This is a genomic window from Streptomyces sp. NPDC051738 (assembly GCF_044453205.1).
In the GTDB taxonomy this organism is placed as follows: domain Bacteria; phylum Actinomycetota; class Actinomycetes; order Streptomycetales; family Streptomycetaceae; genus Streptomyces.
The window spans coordinates 69226-87382 of record NZ_JBITCM010000022.1; the positions used below are offsets into that span (position 1 = coordinate 69226).

General features: G+C 71.1%; 15 protein-coding genes. 11 read left to right on the forward strand and 4 right to left on the reverse strand.

Annotation, left to right across the window (positions count from 1 at the left end; genetic code table 11):
- Positions 1 to 41: 41 nt before the first annotated feature.
- Positions 42 to 2072 carry a serine/threonine-protein kinase gene (locus ACIA8X_RS37870; RefSeq protein ID WP_399460207.1) on the reverse strand — a complete coding sequence of 677 codons (2031 nt, stop codon included), beginning with the start codon at positions 2070 to 2072 and terminating at the stop codon, positions 42 to 44.
- Between the two features lie 226 nt (positions 2073 to 2298).
- Here ACIA8X_RS37870 and ACIA8X_RS37875 point away from each other — a divergent pair, with 226 nt between their 5' ends.
- From ACIA8X_RS37875 to ACIA8X_RS37900, 6 genes are all read left to right on the forward strand, one after another.
- Positions 2299 to 3081 (forward strand): polysaccharide lyase family 7 protein, encoded by a 783-nt coding sequence (locus ACIA8X_RS37875; protein ID WP_399460208.1) that lies wholly within the window; start codon positions 2299 to 2301, stop codon positions 3079 to 3081.
- 70 nt (positions 3082 to 3151) lie between these two features.
- Positions 3152 to 4264 (forward strand): protein kinase, encoded by a 1113-nt coding sequence (locus ACIA8X_RS37880; RefSeq protein ID WP_399460209.1) that lies wholly within the window; start codon positions 3152 to 3154, stop codon positions 4262 to 4264.
- 143 nt (positions 4265 to 4407) lie between these two features.
- Positions 4408 to 5628 carry a hypothetical protein gene (locus ACIA8X_RS37885; protein WP_399460210.1) on the forward strand — a complete coding sequence of 407 codons (1221 nt, stop codon included), beginning with the start codon at positions 4408 to 4410 and terminating at the stop codon, positions 5626 to 5628.
- Between the two features lie 70 nt (positions 5629 to 5698).
- Entirely contained in the window at positions 5699 to 6226 is a 528-nt protein-coding gene (locus tag ACIA8X_RS37890; RefSeq protein ID WP_399460211.1) for a hypothetical protein, read from the forward strand.
- Between the two features lie 21 nt (positions 6227 to 6247).
- Entirely contained in the window at positions 6248 to 8746 is a 2499-nt protein-coding gene (locus ACIA8X_RS37895; RefSeq protein WP_399460212.1) for an Hsp70 family protein, read from the forward strand.
- Positions 8747 to 8769: 23 nt separating this feature from the next.
- On the forward strand, positions 8770 to 9786 hold the full coding sequence (locus tag ACIA8X_RS37900; RefSeq protein WP_399460213.1) for a tetratricopeptide repeat protein: 1017 nt from the start codon (positions 8770 to 8772) through the stop codon (positions 9784 to 9786).
- Between the two features lie 10 nt (positions 9787 to 9796).
- On the opposite strand, the gene ACIA8X_RS37905 is transcribed toward ACIA8X_RS37900, so the two are convergent.
- Both ACIA8X_RS37905 and ACIA8X_RS37910 read right to left on the reverse strand, forming a co-directional pair.
- Positions 9797 to 11653 (reverse strand): SpoIIE family protein phosphatase, encoded by a 1857-nt coding sequence (locus ACIA8X_RS37905; protein ID WP_399460214.1) that lies wholly within the window; start codon positions 11651 to 11653, stop codon positions 9797 to 9799.
- Between the two features lie 20 nt (positions 11654 to 11673).
- Complete coding sequence (locus tag ACIA8X_RS37910; RefSeq protein ID WP_393459286.1) at positions 11674 to 12318, reverse strand: class I SAM-dependent DNA methyltransferase; 645 nt, start codon at positions 12316 to 12318, stop codon at positions 11674 to 11676.
- 260 nt (positions 12319 to 12578) lie between these two features.
- On the opposite strand from ACIA8X_RS37910, the gene ACIA8X_RS37915 reads away from it, so the two are divergent.
- The 5 genes from ACIA8X_RS37915 to ACIA8X_RS37935 all read left to right on the forward strand — a co-directional run bounded on the left by ACIA8X_RS37915 (position 12579) and on the right by ACIA8X_RS37935 (position 17296).
- Positions 12579 to 13667, forward strand: a complete 1089-nt coding sequence (locus ACIA8X_RS37915) for an S-(hydroxymethyl)mycothiol dehydrogenase (RefSeq protein ID WP_393459077.1) — start codon at positions 12579 to 12581, stop codon at positions 13665 to 13667.
- Positions 13667 to 14296: an MBL fold metallo-hydrolase gene (locus ACIA8X_RS37920; protein WP_399460215.1), complete on the forward strand. Its 630-nt coding sequence runs from the start codon at positions 13667 to 13669 to the stop codon at positions 14294 to 14296. The genes ACIA8X_RS37915 and ACIA8X_RS37920 overlap by 1 nt, the downstream gene beginning before the upstream one ends.
- A 195-nt stretch (positions 14297 to 14491) precedes the next feature.
- Entirely contained in the window at positions 14492 to 14854 is a 363-nt protein-coding gene (locus ACIA8X_RS37925) for a bifunctional 3-phenylpropionate/cinnamic acid dioxygenase ferredoxin subunit (protein ID WP_393459072.1), read from the forward strand.
- The gene (locus tag ACIA8X_RS37930) at positions 14851 to 16014 is read left to right on the forward strand and encodes an NAD(P)/FAD-dependent oxidoreductase (protein WP_393459069.1); all 1164 of its coding nucleotides are present in this window, start codon (positions 14851 to 14853) and stop codon (positions 16012 to 16014) included. The genes ACIA8X_RS37925 and ACIA8X_RS37930 overlap by 4 nt, the downstream gene beginning before the upstream one ends.
- A 151-nt stretch (positions 16015 to 16165) precedes the next feature.
- On the forward strand, positions 16166 to 17296 hold the full coding sequence (locus ACIA8X_RS37935; RefSeq protein ID WP_399460216.1) for an aromatic ring-hydroxylating dioxygenase subunit alpha: 1131 nt from the start codon (positions 16166 to 16168) through the stop codon (positions 17294 to 17296).
- Here the strand turns inward: ACIA8X_RS37935 and ACIA8X_RS37940 are convergent.
- Positions 17293 to 18054 carry an IclR family transcriptional regulator gene (locus tag ACIA8X_RS37940; protein ID WP_393459283.1) on the reverse strand — a complete coding sequence of 254 codons (762 nt, stop codon included), beginning with the start codon at positions 18052 to 18054 and terminating at the stop codon, positions 17293 to 17295. The genes ACIA8X_RS37935 and ACIA8X_RS37940 overlap by 4 nt on opposite strands.
- Positions 18055 to 18157 lie beyond the last annotated feature (103 nt).

The following is an 18157-nucleotide window of genomic DNA, read 5'->3' on the forward strand; positions in this document are numbered from 1 at the left end:
AACGCCCGCTGTCTCACAGCCCGTTCGTCGCGGCTCCCCTGTCATCGCGCGCGGAGTTCGGCGGCGGCGGAGGCCGCGAGGTCCGTGACCATCGTGCAGAGCTCGTCCGTCGGCCGGTGCCCGCCGACTTCCAGGCGGACCATCTCGGCGGCGGTCTCGGCGTCCCGGCCGCTGTACCTGCGGTACTCGACGAAGGCCGTACAAGTGTCGCCGTCGTCGTTCGGTTCGATGATCGTGCGGTATCCGCTGAGTTCGACGGCGGTGGCGCCGTCCTCCGCGGACTTGGGCTGGTCGCGGAAGAAGCCCACCTCCGCATCCAGCTCGTCCACGTCGCTCGACCACTCGCAGCTCCAGTCCGCGACGCCGACGACCGGTACGTCGGCCTTGAGGCCCGGTACGACCAAGAGCGCCTTGGCGTCGAGCAGTTCGCAGGCGTTCGCCCAGGCCAGCGACTTGTGCGGGTAGGGCGACGAACGGCGCGGAAGCTCGCCCCGGTTGAGGACCTCGGCCGCGCTCGTGGCGGCCTTGTCGGCGACCGTGCACAGGGTCGCGTTGCCGCCGGACACGGAGCCCTTGCCCATGTTGACGCGAACCCCGACCAGGGTGTCCTCGGTGTCGCCGTCGGATGTCAGCAGCAGATTGCACTCGTCGCTCTCGGCCTGCTCCTCGCGGATGCCGATCCGCCCGACGGTGCGCGAGGGCGTCGACCCCTCGGGCGGTGAGCCCAGGCGCAGGCTGATCGAGACGTCGATCCGGGTCTTGTCGTCGATGCTCACGAGTACGTCGCATCGGTCGAAGTTCCCGTAGTCGACGTCGACTACGACCTTCCCGTCGTTTTTCCCGTCGCCGAACTGTTCGAGAGCGGCGGGGTCGGTCAGTTCGCACACGTCGGCCGTGTGCGGGTCGCCGATCAGGGCGCGCGGTTCGCCGTCCGAGGCGTCCTCGTCCAGCGTGCTCCGGCCGGGCCCGGGGGTGGCCCTCCCGTCGTCGCCGTAGTCGGGGATGACGGCGAGGCCCAGCGCGAGTACTGCGGTGATGCCGAGCGCTGCCACGATCAGTGGCCGGCGCCGCCGGCGGCCGATGACGGTGGTGGCCGTGTCCCTGGGGGGCGTGGGCGCGGATCCGGCGATTTCCTCCAGGAGCCGCTTGACCTCGACGGCGTCGGGGCGTTGCCGAGGGTCGCGTTGGAGCATGGCGGTGAGGGCGGGGTACAACGGGCCCACGGCGGCGGCGTCCAGCTCGACGACGCCCTGCTCGGCCTTCCAGTACCGCAGCCGCTCGGCTTCCTCGCCGTCCGTCTCCGCCCCGTCGGGACCGGCGCCCTCGTCGTCGAGTGCGTCACCGCGCGGCGGCGCGCCGGTGACCAGTGCGTGGAGGGTGGCGGCGAGACAGAAGACGTCGGAGGCCGGCCGGGGGACGTTGCCCCGGGCCAGTTCGGGGGCGGCGTAGTCCGGTGTGAAGCTGTACGGGCCGTTGACGGTGATGGTCTCGGTGCCGCCGACGCGATAGGCGGCACCGAAGTCCAGTAACTTCGCGGCCCCGTGCCGGGTGACGCCGATGTTGGCGGGCTTGACGTCGCAGTGGACGATGCCGGCCTCGTGCAGCGCGGCCAGTGCGTCGGCGAGCTCGGCACCGATGCGGGCCGCCCGCTCGGGGGAGACCGTCGGCTTGCGGTCAAGCCCGCCGCCGAGGACGTACTCCATGACGAACCAGTACGTCTGCGACCCGGCTCCGCCCTTCGGCCCGGCCGCGTCCCGCGCCCCCGCCCCGTCCTTGGACTCGGCCCCGTCCTTCGCCCCCGCACCGTCCTTCACCCCGGCCCCGTCCTGCGGCACGGTCACGACGTCGAACAGGGTCACCACGTGCGGGTGGTCGCGGAACTTGGCCATGGCGCGGGGTTCGCCGAGCAGCCGCCGCACGGCGGTCTCGCTCTCGCTGTCGGTCCGCTCCGGTTTCAGCGCGACGTCCTGGCCCACCACCGTGTCGTGGGCGAGCCACACATCGCCGCCTCGCCCTGTGCCGATGACCTCCTTGAGGACATAACGGTCGGCGAACTGGTCCCCGGAACGCACGGAATCTTCCCCCTCGGTCGAGTCCGGAACGCACTCGGCCCTGGGCCGCGCGCATGGGTCGAACCTACTGCGTACGGCCGACCGTACGCAGTCTCTACCCAGAGCCTCCATGAGTCGCACTCATACGCAGAAGTAGTGAGATGGCGGGCTACGGGACCCCTCCCGGCGGGGGCGCCTACGGTACGCGTCGGTAGCGATCGTAAACCCCGACAGGAGGAGACCCTCCATGCCCAGAACGCGGACCCTTGTGCTGGCCGGCATCACCGCGGCCGTCTCGACCGTCACGCTCACCCTGTCCGCCCACGCCGGCCCTCCGACCCCGAACGAGCGGGCGGCCGACCGGTGTACGCACCCCGCCGAGGCCCTCGATCTGACGAACTGGAAGCTCACCCTGCCCACCGGCGACGACGAGGACCCCACGGAGATCACCCAACCCGACCTGGCGACCTTCTCCGCCGATCCGTGGTTCCGGGTGGAGACGGACTGCGCCGCCGTGCGATTCCGGGCCGCCGTCAGCGGTGTGACGACCGGAGGGTCCAGCTACCCGCGCGCCGAGCTGCGGGAGATGACCGACGACGGCGAGGACGAGGCCGAGTGGTCCACCACGGACGGCACCCACACCCTCGTGGTCAAGGAGGCGTTCATAGCGCTGCCCGAGGAGCGGCCGTGGGTGGTCGGCGCGCAGGTGCACGGCGGGGACGACGACGTCACCGTCTTCCGCCTCGAAGGCAGCAGCCTCTACATCACCGACGGCGACGACCGCCATCACCACCTGGTCACCGACGACTACGAGTTGGGCACCCAGTTCGAGGCCAAGTTCGTGGCCGAGGACGGGGAGATCGACGTGTACTACAACGGTCGGCTGGAGACCACGATCGATCACGACGGCGACACCAACTACTTCAAGGCGGGCGCCTACACGCAGGCCAACTGCGACAACTCCGAGCCGTGCGACGACGACAACTACGGCGAGGTCCGCATCTCCCGCATCAAGGTCACCCACTCCTGACGGATTCGGGAGGGGTCCCGGCAGGTGCGTGTCACGGTGACGGTGACCGAGGGCACGGAAGGGGCGGCCGGTGACGGGGGACACGACGAGCGCGGAGGGGACTCTGCTGACGAGGGGGCAGCGGATCAACTCGGCGCTCGTCGTGGACCGTCGGCTGGGGGAGGGCGCCTTCGCCGAGGTGTACCGGGTACGGCACCACATCCTCGGCTGGCAGGCGCTGAAGCTCTTCAAGCACGTGGCCTCCCTGGAGGCGACGTCCAGGATGTTCGACGAGGCCCGCATCCTCTCCACCCTGGGACACCCCAACATCATCCGGGTGTTCGACGCGGGCACCGTGCAGACGTCCGAGGGCGTGCGCGGCTACATCACCATGGAGTACGTCGCCGGCGGCAGCCTGGAGCGGCTCGTCGCCTCCCACTCCGGCGCGGTACCGGTCGACGAGGCCGCGGCCGTGCTGCGGCAGGCCGCCGACGGGCTCGCCGTCGCCCACGAGCGGCAGCACCCCATCGTGCACCGCGACCTGTCGCTGGCCAACGTGCTCATCACCTACGACGAGTCCGGGCTGCGGGTGAAGGTGAGCGACTTCGGACTGGCCAAGGAGACCGACCCGGGCACGATGGCGGCGAGCGCCCAGGGGACGGTCGCCTACATGCCACCGGAGGTGCTGCGCCGTGGCACGGGCTACTCGTGCGCGGGGGACGTGTGGGCGCTGGGCACCATCGCGTACTTCCTGCTCACCGACCACTTCCCGTACGACGGCGGCGATCCGGTGCAGTCCTTCTCCCTGGAGCGGTTCAAGCGCCCGCTGCCGCCGCCGAGCACCTTCAACGACGACGTGCGACCGGAACTGGACCGCCTGGTCACGGACATGCTGCGGACCGACCCGGCCGACCGGCCCGCCACGGCCCGCGAGGTCGCCGAACGGGCCGTGTCCCTGCGGCCCCCGCCGGGCGCACGCCCGGCACGAGTCGGCCCTGCGGCCGTGCAGCGGTCGGCCGAGTTGCGGTCCGGTGAGCAGCGGTCGGTCGAGGAGCAGATACGCGCCGCCGTCGAACTCTCCCGCAAGCCGGGCCGACTGGCCGACGCGGCCAACCAGCTGGAAGAGGCCGTCAGCCGCCATCCCCGGCTCCGGGAACGGCACCTGGCACGGCTGATGACGTGGCGTCGGGGGGTGGTCATGTGAACGGCCCTGCACACGGGCGGCGGACATATGGGCGGGGACCACATGGGCCGGGACCACATGGGCGACGGCCACATGAGCAACGGACATACGAGCAACGGACATACGAGCAACCGACATCCGGGCAGCGGACGTATGGAGAGCGGATGGACAACACGACTGCGGGTGGCCGGACGGGTGAGCCGTCCGCCGTCCGACCCGGCACCGGAAACCTGTCCCGCTTCGCGGACGTGGCCGGGACGCGGCTGTACCGCGACAACGCCTTCGCCGTCACCGGGCTCCCGGTGGACGCGCGGGGACGAGCCGTTCGGCAGCACAGACAACGGCTGGAGGCCCGGCTCGCGGTGCAGGACACCCTGCCCGCGGACCCCGAGTCGCCCCTGGCGGGCGGGCACCGCAGGGACGAGGTGCGGGCCGCCTTCGAGGAGTTCCAGGATCCACGGCGACGGCTGGTCGACGAGCTGCTGTGGCGGTGGGGCGAGCCAGGCCCCGAATGCGGCTGCCCTCCGTCCGTGCACGAGGAGCACGACGACGCGGTGCGCTTCCACGCCCTGGCCCTGGAGGCGGAGGCCGGACGCGGTCACACCACCACGGACGGACGGGACACCCTCTGGCGGGGCGCGGCCGGCGGCTGGGGAGTGCTGCTGAAGCGCCCCGAGTTCCGGCACCACATCGCCCACCGGATCGGGGAGTTGGACGATCCGAGGCTGGGTGAGCACTCGGCGGACGACTTCCTCGCCGCGCTGCCCCGCCTCCTCGTGTCCCCGTTCCGGGAACTCGCCGCCGACCCGGACTTCCGGCCGCGGCTCGCCGGGGTCTGTGCGGGCTGGGCGGAACACGAGGCGTTCGCGGGGCTCTTCGCCGAACTCTTCGAGGAGACCGTGGAGGAGTCGGTCGAGAAGATCACCGACGGTCTGCTGTCCGCGAAGCGGCAACAGGAGGCCGGCCGGTACGGCGATGCCGTCCTGACCCTGCGGAAACAGGTCCTCCCCACGTTCGAACGACTCGGGGACTTCCAGGCGTTCATGTCGGACTGGCGGTACGAGGAGGTCGCGCACATCGTCGCCGTGGGCCTGAACAACCTCGCGGTCGCACTCGCCGACCACCACCTGTACAAGCGGCCGACCGCCAAGCAGCGGCAGACGATGGTCGAGCTCACTCAGGCGGCGTACGAGATCGCCCCGGACCGCGACGAGGCGGGCATCAAGGCCAACTGGGACGCCATCCACTCGCAGTTCGGGGAGTACGCCCGCTCGGTCGAGGCCGGGGGCAGCGGCGATCTGTGGGGCGGCCTGCGGCTGAGCTGTCTCCTCGTCCTGCTCGTCATGGTGCTCCCCGCCCTGATCGCGTACTGGGTCAACAGCTGAGTCGCCGGTGCCACAAGGACGGCACTGATGAGCACGGCACCGATCAGGACGGCACAGAAGGAGCTAAACCATGCACCGCCCGGTGACTCCCCAAGTACGCGACACACTGCGCCAGTTGAGGCACCCCCCGGAGTTCCGCATTCCCCGCCCGTCGCTGGAGCCCGCGCACGCGGAGTGGGCCGCGGCCGTGCTCGCCGAGGTCGAGGCCGCCGAGGCACTCGCGGAGCGGGCCCGCACCCCGGAGGGCGCCGGGACCGATGCGCTGCTCGGGGCCGCCGTCGGCATCTGGCGCGCCCTGCGCAAGCTCGACCAGGGAACCGGCCCTCTCTCGGCCGCCGATCTGCGGCAGGTGCGCCGCCAGGTCCACGCGAGCCGTCAGGCGCTCCTGGACGACGGGCTGGAGATCCAGGAGCACGACGGCCTGCCGTTCGACTCCGGGCAGTCCCTGGAGGCCCTGGTGTTCCAGGACGAGCCGGGACTGGACCGCGAAACGGTGCTGGAGACCGTACGGCCGTCGGTCTACTTCCGCGGCGAACGCATCCAGATGGGCCAGGTCATCGTCGGCAGGCCCGCCCCCGAGCAGACGTCCGGCACGTGAACGACCAAGGAGAGAACGACCATGCGCGAGACCATCGACTTCGGAATCGACCTCGGCACCACCAACAGCGCCATCGCGGTGGCCGAGGACGACGGCGTACGCGTCATCAAGAACAACGACGGCTGGGACTTCACGCCGTCCGCCGTGTGGCTGCCCAAAGAGGGGGTGAGCCATGTGGGCAGGCGGGCACGGGAGCGCACCGAGAACGATCCGGACAACGCCTACGCCGAGTTCAAGTTGGAGATGGGGGCGGCCGGAGCCCAACGGCACTTTGAGCGCGCGGGCGTCTCGCTCACGCCGGAGGAGCTCTCCGCCGAGGTGCTCAAGTCCCTGCGCCAGGACGCCGCGCACGAGTACGGGTACCAGCCGGAGGCGGCCGTCATCACCGTCCCGGCCTCCTTCGCCCTGAACCAGAACAACGCCACCAGCTCGGCCGCCGCCCTCGCCGGGCTGGGCGATCACTGCCCGCTGGTGCAGGAGCCGACGGCGGCCGCCATCGCCTACGGCGTGCAGGACGCCTCCGAGTCCGCCCACTGGATGGTGTTCGACCTGGGCGGCGGCACCTTCGACGCGGCCCTGATGAGCAAGCGCGACGGCGAGCTGCAGCTCATCCAGCACGCCGGTGACCCCTATCTCGGCGGCAAGCTCATCGACTGGGCCCTGGTCGACGACCTACTGGTGCCGGCCGTCCGGCGCGACCTCGGCCTGTCGGACTTCGCCCGCAGCAACGCGCGCTGGCGCAAGAACTTCGCCAAGCTCAAGCTGGAGGCCGAGAACGCCAAGATCGCGCTGTCCCGCACTCCCTCGGTGGAGATCTCCATCGACCTCGACGACGGCAACGGCGGCACCGAGCCCTTCGAGTACGTTCTGACCCGGGGCGCCCTGGACGACCTGGCGCTGCCGTTCTACACCCGCGCCATCCGGCTCTGCCGTGACGCGCTGGCCGAGAGCTCCCTGCGCCCCGACCACATCGACCGGCTGCTCCTGGTGGGCGGCGCGACCTTCAGCCCCGGTCTGCGCGAACTGCTCGCCGACCCGATCGAAGGCCCCGGCATCCCCCTCGACCACAGCCAGGACCCCACCACCGTGGTCGCGCGCGGCGCCGCCGTGTTCGCCCGGACGATCCGGCTGCCCAGGAAGCCGCAGCAGGCCGCGCCGGGCGAGTTCGCGATCGAACTCCACTATCCGGCGCAGTCCGTCGACACCACCGGCATCCCGGTCTCCGGCAAGGTCAGCAGCGGCAGCGCGGTGGACTGGACGCGGTACACCGTCACCCTGAGCAACCCCGACGGCCGCCCGCCCTTCCGCGGGCCGCGCACCGAACTCGGCGCGGACGGCACCTTCTACACCGAGGTCGCCATCGACGCCGACACCCGGTCCCGCTTCACCGTGGAGCTCACCGACACCGCCGGCACCCGGCGGAACCTGGCGGGGGACACCTTCTCCATCAGCCACGCGGCCGTCGTCCCCGGCGACGCGGTGCTCACCGGCACCCTCGGCATCGGCAAGGCCGACGGCACCTTCGACCCGTTGCTGCGCAAGGGCACCACACTGCCCGCCCAGGTGACCAAGCCGTACCGGACGACCATTCCGCTGCGCCGTGCCCAGCCGGACGCCGTCATCCGCATCCCGCTGCTGGAGGGCGAGCGCAGGCGCGCCGACCGCAACACGCGGGTCGGGCTGATCGAGATCCGCCCGCGCGACATCCGGATCGACCTGCCCGCCCAGAGCGAGGTCGAGGTGACGTTCGAGATCCAGGCGAGCAACCGGGAGGTCCTCGTCACCGCCGACATCCCGCTGCTGGAGCAGCAGTTCGAGGCGACGATCAACCGCTCCGAGCTGCTGGCGCCCGAACACGACGAGCTCGTGGACCGGCTGCACGATCTGGAACAGCGGGTACGTCTCCTGCAGGACCAGGCGGAGGACGTGTTCTCGGACCAGGCGCGGGAGCAGTTGGAGGACCTCTCGGAGCAGAAGACCCTCCCGCAGCTGCGCAAGGAGGTGGACGCGGCGGCCGTCGACACGGGTGCGGCCGTCACCAGTGACCGTCGCATCCGTGACGTGGAGGCCCAGCTCGACGACATCGAGCAGGCGATCGAGATTCCCGGTCTGCAGCGCGAGCTGTGGGATCTGCTCAGCTCCTGCGAGGACGTCATCGAGCAGGTCGGGGGTGGTTCGTCGGACCGGCGTGAGCTGCAGAACCTGCGCGACCGGGCCAGTTCGCTCGGCGCCGACGCCTCTCCGGCGGATCTGCGCCGACTCATCAAGCGGGCCGGGGACTTTCACATCGAGCTGCTGCGCCGTACCGACCAGTGGGAGTACGTCGTCTTCCACGCGCTGGTCGAGATGCGCGACGACATGTTCTCCCGCGCACAGGCGGACGCCGCGATCCTGGAGGGCCGCCGAGCCGTCGCCGCGGGGAACCGCCGGGCCCTCGCCGGCGTCAACGAGCGGCTGCGCCGACTGCTGCCGCCGGGGGCCGTGGATGAGGCCGAGCGGCTGTCCGGCGGCATCAACTAGTCGGCGGGGAAGAGGAGTTGAAGGTGCCCACATCCAAGGTTGCGGACGGCACAAGGCCGGGCGCCATGGAATCCGGCGGTGCGGAGTCAGGTCGTACGGTGTCCGCAGGCGTGGACTCCGGCGGTACGGCGTCCGCCACGGCCTCCCTCCGCGTCGGACTGCTGGTCTCGCGCGCCCGGGCGGCGGCCCGCTCCGGTGACCTGGACGGCGCCCTGCGGCTGCTGCACGACGCCGATGATCCCGGCGTCGCGGACCATCCGGACGTCCTCGATCTGCTCGCCCGTGTGCACGCCCAGCGCGGAGACCTGGCCCGGGCGGCGGAGTACTGGCGCAGGGTCCAGGAGCAGCGGCCCGAGGATCCGGCCGCGTCGGCCGGACTGGCGAGGATCGACCAGCTAGGGGGCCGTGGCCCCCGGGCGGCGCTCGCCCGGCACCGCGCCGGTACGGCCTTGGCCGCCGCGGTCTGTGCGGTGGCCGCGATCACGGCTGGCACGGTCGCCCTCACGGACGCCGCGGGTGGTCGGTCGGAGCCGCCGGGCCCCACGCGGGCCGAGTCGGCCGAGCAACGGGCCCGGCAGCTCGACGCCGAACGCAGGGCCGAGCAGGCGCAGGAGCGGGACCTGGAGGCGGCGCGCCGAGCGGAGGCGGCCGTGGATCTGGCCGGCGCGCTGCGGGCACCGGGCGTGGAGCCGGTGGTGGACGGGGCTTCCGTGGAGGTCGCCTTCGCGGACGGCCTCTTCTCCGAGGGCGCCGAGCTGACGCGGACCGGCGCCGATCGCCTCGCGGTTCTCGGCGGACGTCTGGCAGGACGAGACGTGCGCGTGGAGATCCGCGGCCACACGGCCACCGTCCCCGGCGCTCCGACGAGCGGCGGCTCGGTCCTCTCCCTGTGGCGGGCTCTCATCGCCGCCCGCGAACTGAGTGCCGCCAGTGGCAGGCCGCTGACGGCCTTCACCACCGAGAGCGCGGATCAGCGTGACGCCCCGTACCCGAGCCCGGCGAAGAACCGGACGGTGACCGTGACGATCACCCCCGAGTAGTCCCGCCCCCTCAACCGGCGTCCCTGTCCGAGGGCAGCGGCTGCTCGAACCACACCACCTTGCCGGTGCTCACCCTCGTCACCCCCCAGCGCTGTGCCAGCTGGTCGACCAGGAACAGGCCCCGGCCGCCCTCGTCGCTCAGCCGGGCATGGCGCATCCTGGGGACGATCGGGGAGTCGTCCTCGACCTCGCAGCGCAGGACGTCCGTGCGCAGGAGGCGCAGGACGATCGGTCGGGAGGCGAACCGCACGGCGTTGGCGACCACCTCGCTGACCAGGAGTTCGGTGGACTCCGAGAGGTCGTCGAGGTCCCAGTCGCGCAGGGTCCTGCGGGTCAGGCGGCGGGCCTGGCGCGCGTTCTGCGGGCGCGGGGCCAGGTACCAGTACGCGACGGTCTCCGGCAGCAGGCCCTTGAAGCGGGCGGCGAGCAGCGCCACGTCGTCGTCCCGGTCCCCCGGCCCCAAGGTGCCGAGCGCCTGGTCGCAGAGCACTTCCAGCGCCGGAGACGTGGATTTCGCGGCGGCTTCCCGCAGCCGTGCGCGCAGTCGCTCCACCCCCGTCAGGACGTCCGAGTCGCGGGACTCGACCAGCCCGTCGGTGTACAGCAGCAGCGTCGCGCCGGCCGGCGCGGGCATCTCGACGGACTCGAATCCACCGCCGCCCACCCCGATCGGAGCCCCGGGCGGCACCTGCACGACCTCCGTGCTGCCGTCGGGATGCAAGAGCACCGGCGGCAGATGGCCGGCGTTGGACACCAGCAACCGGTGCAGCACGGGGTCGTACATGGCGTACAGACAGGTCGCCGTGTGCTCGCTGCCCAGGCGCTCCGCCTGTTCGTCGAGGTGGTGCAGGATCTCGTCCGGCGGCAGGTCGAGCCCGGCCAGGGTCTGCACGATGGTGCGCAGCTGGCCCATGATCGCGGCCGAGGTCATGGAGTGGCCCATCACATCGCCGATGATCAGCGCGACACGGTTGCCGGGCAGCGGGATCGCGTCGTACCAGTCGCCGCCGACCTGCGCGGTCCGCGAGGCCGGCAGATAGCGGCTGGCCAGCAGGACTCCGGCCGGCGCGGGCAGCGACGACGGGAGCATCGTGCGCTGCAGCGCGTCGGCGACGGACGCCTCGCGCGCGTACAGCGCCGCCTTGTCGACGCCCAGCGCCGTGTGCGTGGCGAGCTGGGAGGCGACGAGCAGATCGTCCCCGGAGAAGTCCGGGCGGTCGGGTTCGCGCAGGAGGGCGACGCTGCCCATGACGTGGTGGCGGCCGTGCAGCGGGGCGACGATCAGGCGTCGTCCGGGCGGTGCCGCCGAGGACGCGATGTCGGTCTCCAGCAGCTCTGACGCGGCGGACGCGGTGTCCGGGGTGTCCGCGAACACCGGGCGCCCGGCGTGCAGCAGTTCGGTGAGCGGACCGGTGGCGGACGGGCGTACGACCTCCGCTGCCCGGACGGGGGCGGGGGCCGGTGCGGGGGGTCCGGAGCCCTGCGTGGCGGACTGACGCGGTCGTGCGCGTTCGGTGGTGTGCAGTCGCAGGATGCCTGGGGCGACGTCATCCGGCTCGTCGCCGACCGGAAGCGGAGCGTACAGATGGACGAACGCCGTGTCGGCGAAGGCCGGGACGGCCGCCCGGCACAGCTCGTCCAACGTCTCGTCGAGGTTGATGCCGCGGGCGATCCGGCGGGTCGCGGCGTCGAGGTACCGGAGCCGGTCGGTCTGCGGTTCGGCGACGTCCGGCCCGCCGTCCCTCGGAGGTCCGGCGGTGGCCCCCGGGGCGGGCGGACGCTCCGCCCTGTGCGGCGGAGCAGCGGGCCCCCGCACACCGGCCGCCTGCCCGCCGGTGCCTCGATCGGCTCCGAGGTCCTTCGTCACCCGTGTCCTTCCCCGTGTCGTCAGGTGCGCCGCCTGCAGCGCAGGAAGATCTGTACCTCGGGCGGGACATCCACGCTCGACGGGGCGTACGTGTACGACGACTCCTCGACGATCTCGAAGCCCGCCGCCTCGACTACCTCGCGCAGTTCGTCCCTCAGATAGCCGGAGACCCGGATGGTGCTTCCGATGAACGGGATCGAGAAGTCGTCCACGTCCGCCTCCACCATCGACAGCGCGAACAGGCCGCCCGGTGGCAGCAGGTGGTGGACGGTTCGCAGGGTGAGGGGTATCTCGACGCGCGGCAGCATGAGCAGCGAGAAGAAGGCAGCCACCGCGTCGAAGCGGCCGAGGTCACGGGGGCCTCCGGGCCGCAGATCCGCGATGTCCGCCTGGTGGAACACTCCGGTGGGCACGTTGGCGCCGGCGAGCGCGACCATCTTCTCCGACAGGTCGACGCCTACGACCTGCAATCCCGCCTTCGCCAACTGGAGCGCGGTCGGGATTCCGGTGCCGCACCCCAGGTCCAGCACACGGGCGCCGGCCGGCAGGGACCGGATCAGCCACTCGGCTGACGCGACCTGCCCTTCCTTGTGCGGGAAGGCCTCGTCGTAGCGGTCGCCGATGGCGTCGAAGGCCTCGGCCTGGCCGGTGCGGTCGAGCGGCATGCTCTCGTAGCGGAGCTTGTCGCCAGGAGTGCTCACTAGGAATCTCCTTTGAAACCGTATGTGCGAGTTTTTCACAGTTACCCAGACCCGGCGGCGGCCGGCAACGGGGGATGGGCCATGGCCTGAATGCGGCCACAGTACGGTGCGCGTCGACTCCTTGACCCCCGGTGCGCGCTCAAGGATGCTGTGTTGCGGCACATGAGATGCGTGCCGTAATGAGCAACATCAGACTCAGGTCTCGTACCAGCCGAGGAGTGGCCATGACGCACCAGGTCCGTGCTGTCGTCGCGCAGGGCAAGGGTGCCCCCGTCAGCCTGGAAACGATCATCGTGCCCGACCCCGGCCCGGGGGAGGCGCTGGTGAAGATCGAGGCCTGCGGGGTCTGCCACACCGACCTGCACTATCGGGAGGGCGGCATCAACGACGACTTCCCCTTCCTGCTGGGGCACGAGGCGGCGGGCGTCGTGGAGTCGGTGGGAGAGGGGGTCACCGATGTCGCGCCGGGTGACTTCGTCGTCCTGAACTGGCGTGCGGTGTGCGGTCAGTGCCGTGCCTGTCTGCGCGGGCGCCCCTGGTACTGCTTCAACACGCACAACGCGAAGCAGAAGATGACCCTTGCCTCGACCGGGCAGGAGCTGTCCCCGGCGCTGGGTATCGGCGCGTTCGCGGAGAAGACGCTGGTGGCGGCCGGGCAGTGCACCAAGGTCGACCGGGCCGCGTCGGCGGCGGCCGTCGGGCTGCTCGGCTGTGGCGTGATGGCGGGCATCGGTGCCGCCATCAACACGGGCAACGTCGGACGCGGTGACAGCGTGGCCGTCATCGGCTGCGGCGGCGTCGGCGACGCGGCGATCGTCGGGTCGAACCTCGCGGGCGCAGCGAAGATCATCGCGGTCGACATCGACGACCGGAAACTGGCCAAGGCCAGGAAGCTGGGCGCGACCCACACCGTCAACTCCAAGGAGAACGACGCCGTCGAGGCGATCCGCGAGCTGACCGGCGGCTTCGGCGCCGACGTCGTGATCGAGGCGGTCGGCCGCCCGGAGACGTACAAGCAGGCCTTCTACGCCCGCGACCTCGCCGGCACCGTCGTCCTGGTCGGCGTGCCCACCCCGGAGATGAAGCTCGAACTGCCGCTGCTGGACGTCTTCGGCCGCGGCGGGTCCCTGAAGTCCTCCTGGTACGGCGACTGCCTGCCCTCCCGCGACTTCCCGATGCTCGTCGACCTCTACCTCCAGGGCCGGCTCGACCTGGACGCCTTCGTCACGGAGACCATCGCGCTGGACGAGGTCGAGAAGGCCTTCGAGCGGATGCACGGCGGCGACGTCCTGCGCTCGGTGGTGGTGCTCTGATGGCCCCCCGCATCGAACACCTCGTCACCTCGGGGACGTTCTCGCTGGACGGCGGCACCTGGGACGTCGACAACAACGTGTGGATCGTCGGCGACGACCACGAGGCGATCGTCGTCGACGCCGCGCACGACGCGCAGGCCATCGCCGAGGCGCTCGGCGGGCGCACCCTGCGGGCCATCGTGTGCACCCACGCCCACAACGACCACATCGACGCCGCGCCCGATCTCGCGGCGCGCACGGGTGCCCCGATCCTGCTCCACGCCGACGACCTGCCACTGTGGAAGCAGACCCACCCCGACCGGACGCCCGACGGCGAGCTGACCGACGGCCAGGTCCTCACGGTGGCCGGTACCGAACTGACCGTGCTGCACACGCCGGGTCACGCGCCGGGTGCGGTCTGTCTGTACGTGCCGGCCCTGGCGGCCCTCTTCAGCGGCGACACGCTGTTCGCGGGCGGGCCGGGGGCGACGGGGCGGTCGTACAGCCACTTCCCGACCATCGTGGACTCGATCCGGGACCGGCTGCTGACGCTGCCGGGCGAGACCGTCGTGCACACCGGGCACGGGGAGACGACCACGATCGCCGCGGAGGCTCCGCACCTCCAGGAGTGGGTCGACCGCGGCTTCTGACCGCTGCCGGGGGGTCCTCGCACGGCGCCCGTTCCGCCTGTTGTCGCAGGTGGAACGGGCGCTTCGAGCTGCCCCGTGGCCGATTCGCCGTGGCGCCCGAACCGGGCCTTTTGACGCCTTGACAACGGTTCGGAGCGGCCTCCAAACTGGCGTTGCGCTAACCGCAATCCGTTTCGCTATACGCACCGAGGTGTCATGATGATTCCCGCGTGCCGACTCGCGGATCTCCCGCGAGGTGAGGCCTTCCGGCTCGACATCGACCCGCCGGTCTCGGTGTTCCACACCGACGACGGCGAGGTCTTCGCCATCGACGACACCTGCACCCACCAGGACGCCTCGCTCGCCGACGGCTGGCTGGAGGGCTGCGAGGTGGAATGCCCGCTGCATGCCTCGAAGTTCGACCTGCGGACCGGCTCGGTCGACGCCCCGCCGGCCAAGCTCCCGGTCCGGACGCACGAGGTCGTGGTGCAGGACGGCATGATCTACGTCCAGCTGTCCCTGGACGCCCCCAACCTGCCGCCCTGTATAGCGGCCCGGCTCGCCGGCGGTCCCGCGTGAGGACGGTCGCCGTGGTCGGCGCCTCGCTGGCCGGTCTGTCGGCGGCGCGCTCGCTGCGCAAGCAGGGCTACGACGGGCGGCTCCTCGTCATGGGGGACGAGTTCCACCGCCCGTACGACCGGCCGCCGCTGTCCAAGGAGTTCCTGGCCGGCACGCTCGGCGAGGCGGACCTCGCGCTGGAGAGTGACGACGAGGACCTGGACGCGGAGTGGCTGCTCGGTGCCCGCGCCACCGGCCTCGACCGCACCGAGCGCGCCGTCCGGCTCGCCGACGGCCGGGAGGTCCGCGCCGACGGCGTCGTCATCGCGACCGGCGCCGCGGCCCGCATGCTGCCGGGCACCGAGGGCCTCGCCGGGGTGCACGCACTGCGCACCCTGGACGACGCCCGCGCCCTGCGCGACGAACTGGCCCGGGGCGGACGGCTGGTGGTGATCGGCGGCGGCTTCATCGGCGCCGAGGTCGCCTCCACCGCCTACGCCCTCGGCCTCGACGTGACAGTGGTCGAGGTGGCCCCGACGCCGCTCGCCGGACCGCTCGGCGCGTCCATGGGCGCCGTCGTCTCCGGCCTCCACGCGGACCACGGCGTACGGCTGTTGTGCGGCGTGGGCGTCAAGGGGCTGAGCGGGGAGCACCGCGTGGACGCCGTCCTGTTGGAGGACGGCCGAAGCGTCCCGGCCGACATCGTGGTCGTCGGTGTGGGGGCCCGCCCGTGCGTCGAGTGGCTTCATGGCTCCGGCGTCGAACTCGACAACGGCGTCAAGTGCGGCGCCGACGGACGCACCAGCCTGGCCGGTGTGGTCGCGGTCGGCGACTGCGCCAACTGGTACGACCCGCGCACCGGCGCCCACCGCAGGGTCGAGCACTGGACGGGCGCGCGCGAGCGCCCGGACGCGGCCGTCGCCACGCTGCTGGCGGGCGGCGCGGTGGAACCGGGCGTGCCCCGGCCGCCGTACTTCTGGTCCGACCAGTACGGCGTCAAGATCCAGTTCGCGGGGCACGCCGCCGGCGCGGACAGTGTGACGGTCGAGGAGGGCACCGCGGACGACCGCAACGTCCTGGCCGTCTACCGGCGTGCCGGTCGGCCGGTCGCCGTGCTCGGAATGAACCAGCCGCGGCTGTTCACGCGCTGGCGCAAGCAGCTCGCCGCCGCGACGTCTTGACACCGCCCATGTGGCATCCTGCGCTGCGGTCTCACATGACGCGCAGTGTTGTGCCATAGGCAACGAAGTGCGCACCATCCCCAACGCCGTCCGGAGTCGCTCTTCCCGGCGCGTGAATGACCCCTCCACGACGTTTCCCGAGGAGTGCACCGTGACCTCGACCAGCCTGCCGAACAGTCTGATCGCCACCCTCCCCGGCTCCTCCTACACGGATCCGGCGATCTTCGCCCAGGAGCAGGAGCGCATATTCGAGACCATGTGGTTCTGCGTCGCGCGCGCCTCCGATCTGGCGAAGCCCGGCGCCTTCCGCACCGTCGACGTGGGCCGCGAGAGCATCCTCGTCACCCGCGCGCGTGACCATTCGATCCGCGCGTTCTTCAACGTGTGCCGGCACCGCGGCGCCAAGCTCTGCACGGAGGAGACCGGCGAGGTCAAGCGGGCCTTCCAGTGCCCGTACCACGCCTGGACGTACGACCTCAACGGCAAGCTCGTCGCCGCGCCCAACCTCACCAAGATGCCCGACGTCGGGCGCACCGAGTACGGCCTGGCCGGCGTGGCCGTGCGCGAATGGCTCGGCTATGTCTGGGTCTGCCTCGCGGAGAACCCGCCCTCCTTCGAGGAGACGGTCATGGGCGAGATCGTCGACCGCCTGGGCGACGTCGAATCGATCGAGCGCTACGGCATCGACGACCTCTCGGTCGGCAAACGGATCGTCTACGACGTCAAGGCGAACTGGAAGCTGATCATCGAGAACTTCATGGAGTGCTACCACTGCGCCACCATCCACCCCGAACTGACGGAGGTGCTGCCCGAGTTCGCCGACGGCTACGCCGCCCAGTACTACGTGGGGCACGGCGCGGAGTTCGGTGAGGAGGTCCAAGGATTCACCGTCGACGGCTCCGCGGGACTGGACCGCATTCCGGGGGTCGCCGAGGATCAGGACCGGCGCTACTACGCGATCACGGTCAGGCCGCAGGTGTTCATCAACCTCGTCCCCGACCACGTGATCTTCCACCGGATGTATCCGATGGCGGTCGACCGGACGATCGTCGAGTGCGACTGGCTCTATCTGCCGCATGTCGTCGAGAGCGGCAAGGACGTCAGTCGGTCGGTGGAGCTGTTCCACCGCGTGAACCAGCAGGACTTCGACGCCTGCGAGCGCACCCAGCCCGGAATGAGCTCACGGATGTACGCCAAGGGCGGTGTGCTGGTACCCAGTGAGCACCACATCGGTGCCTTCCACGACTGGGTCAACGAGCGCCTGGGGGCACCGGCGGTCTAAGAGAGGACCGCGCCACCCAGGTAGCCCATGCGGTGGCTGATCTCCTCGGCGCCCTTGAGCAGGATCGGGGAGACCTCGTGCATGCGGTCCTCGGTCAGGCGATACGCGGGCCCGGAGGCGCTCAACGCCGCGATCACCGTGCCGTCCCGGTCGCGGACCGGCGCGGCCATGGCGTGCAGGCCGATCTCCAGCTCCTCCAGGGTGATCGAGTAGCCGCGCTCCCGGGTCTCGGCTAGGTTCTTTTCGAGCTTGCTCTTCGCCGTGATGGTGTTCTGCGTGACCTTCTTCATCCCGGCCTCGGCCAGCAGCGTGGCGCGGTCCTTGGTCGGCAGATAGGACAGCAGGATCTTGCCGCTCGACGTGGCGTGCAGGGGAGTCAGTTGGCCGACCCAGTTGTGCGCGGTGATGGCACCCGGACCACGCACCTGGTACAGGTTGATCGCGAAGTGCTCCTGCATGACAGCGATGTTGACGGTCTCGCCGAGCTCCTCGGCGAGCCGTTCGCAGACCGGGCGGCCCTGTTGGGTGATGTCGATACGACCGGTCACCGCGCCGGCCAGGCGGACGATGCCGAAGCCGAGCCGGTACTTGCCGCGCTCACCGGCCTGTTCCACCAGGCCGCGCGCCTCAAGGGCGCCCAGCAGGCGGAAGGCGGTGGACTTGTGGACGTCGATTTCGGCCGCTACCTCACTGACGCCCGCTTCACCACGCTGGGCGAGGATCTCCAGGACGCTGATGGCGCGGTCCACCGACTGCACTCCGCCAGCCTGTGAACTCGACGTTTCTGTGTCCGTGCTGTAGTTGCTCACAGTGAAACTATACGCGTAGTAAACAACACCACCGCAAGTAACGAGCCTGTAA

What these genes read in the sequence shown, in the direction of transcription:
- ACIA8X_RS37885 (WP_399460210.1), top strand. Translation starts at nt 4,408, where the DNA reads ATGGACAACACGACTGCGGGTGGCCGGACGGGTGAGCCGTCCGCCGTC.
- ACIA8X_RS37875 (WP_399460208.1), top strand. Translation starts at nt 2,299, where the DNA reads ATGCCCAGAACGCGGACCCTTGTGCTGGCCGGCATCACCGCGGCCGTC.
- ACIA8X_RS37890 (WP_399460211.1), top strand. Translation starts at nt 5,699, where the DNA reads ATGCACCGCCCGGTGACTCCCCAAGTACGCGACACACTGCGCCAGTTG.
- ACIA8X_RS37920 (WP_399460215.1), top strand. Translation starts at nt 13,667, where the DNA reads ATGGCCCCCCGCATCGAACACCTCGTCACCTCGGGGACGTTCTCGCTG.
- ACIA8X_RS37925 (WP_393459072.1), top strand. Translation starts at nt 14,492, where the DNA reads ATGATGATTCCCGCGTGCCGACTCGCGGATCTCCCGCGAGGTGAGGCC.
- ACIA8X_RS37910 (WP_393459286.1), bottom strand. Translation starts at nt 12,318, where the DNA reads ATGCCGCTCGACCGCACCGGCCAGGCCGAGGCCTTCGACGCCATCGGC.
- ACIA8X_RS37895 (WP_399460212.1), top strand. Translation starts at nt 6,248, where the DNA reads ATGCGCGAGACCATCGACTTCGGAATCGACCTCGGCACCACCAACAGC.
- ACIA8X_RS37915 (WP_393459077.1), top strand. Translation starts at nt 12,579, where the DNA reads ATGACGCACCAGGTCCGTGCTGTCGTCGCGCAGGGCAAGGGTGCCCCC.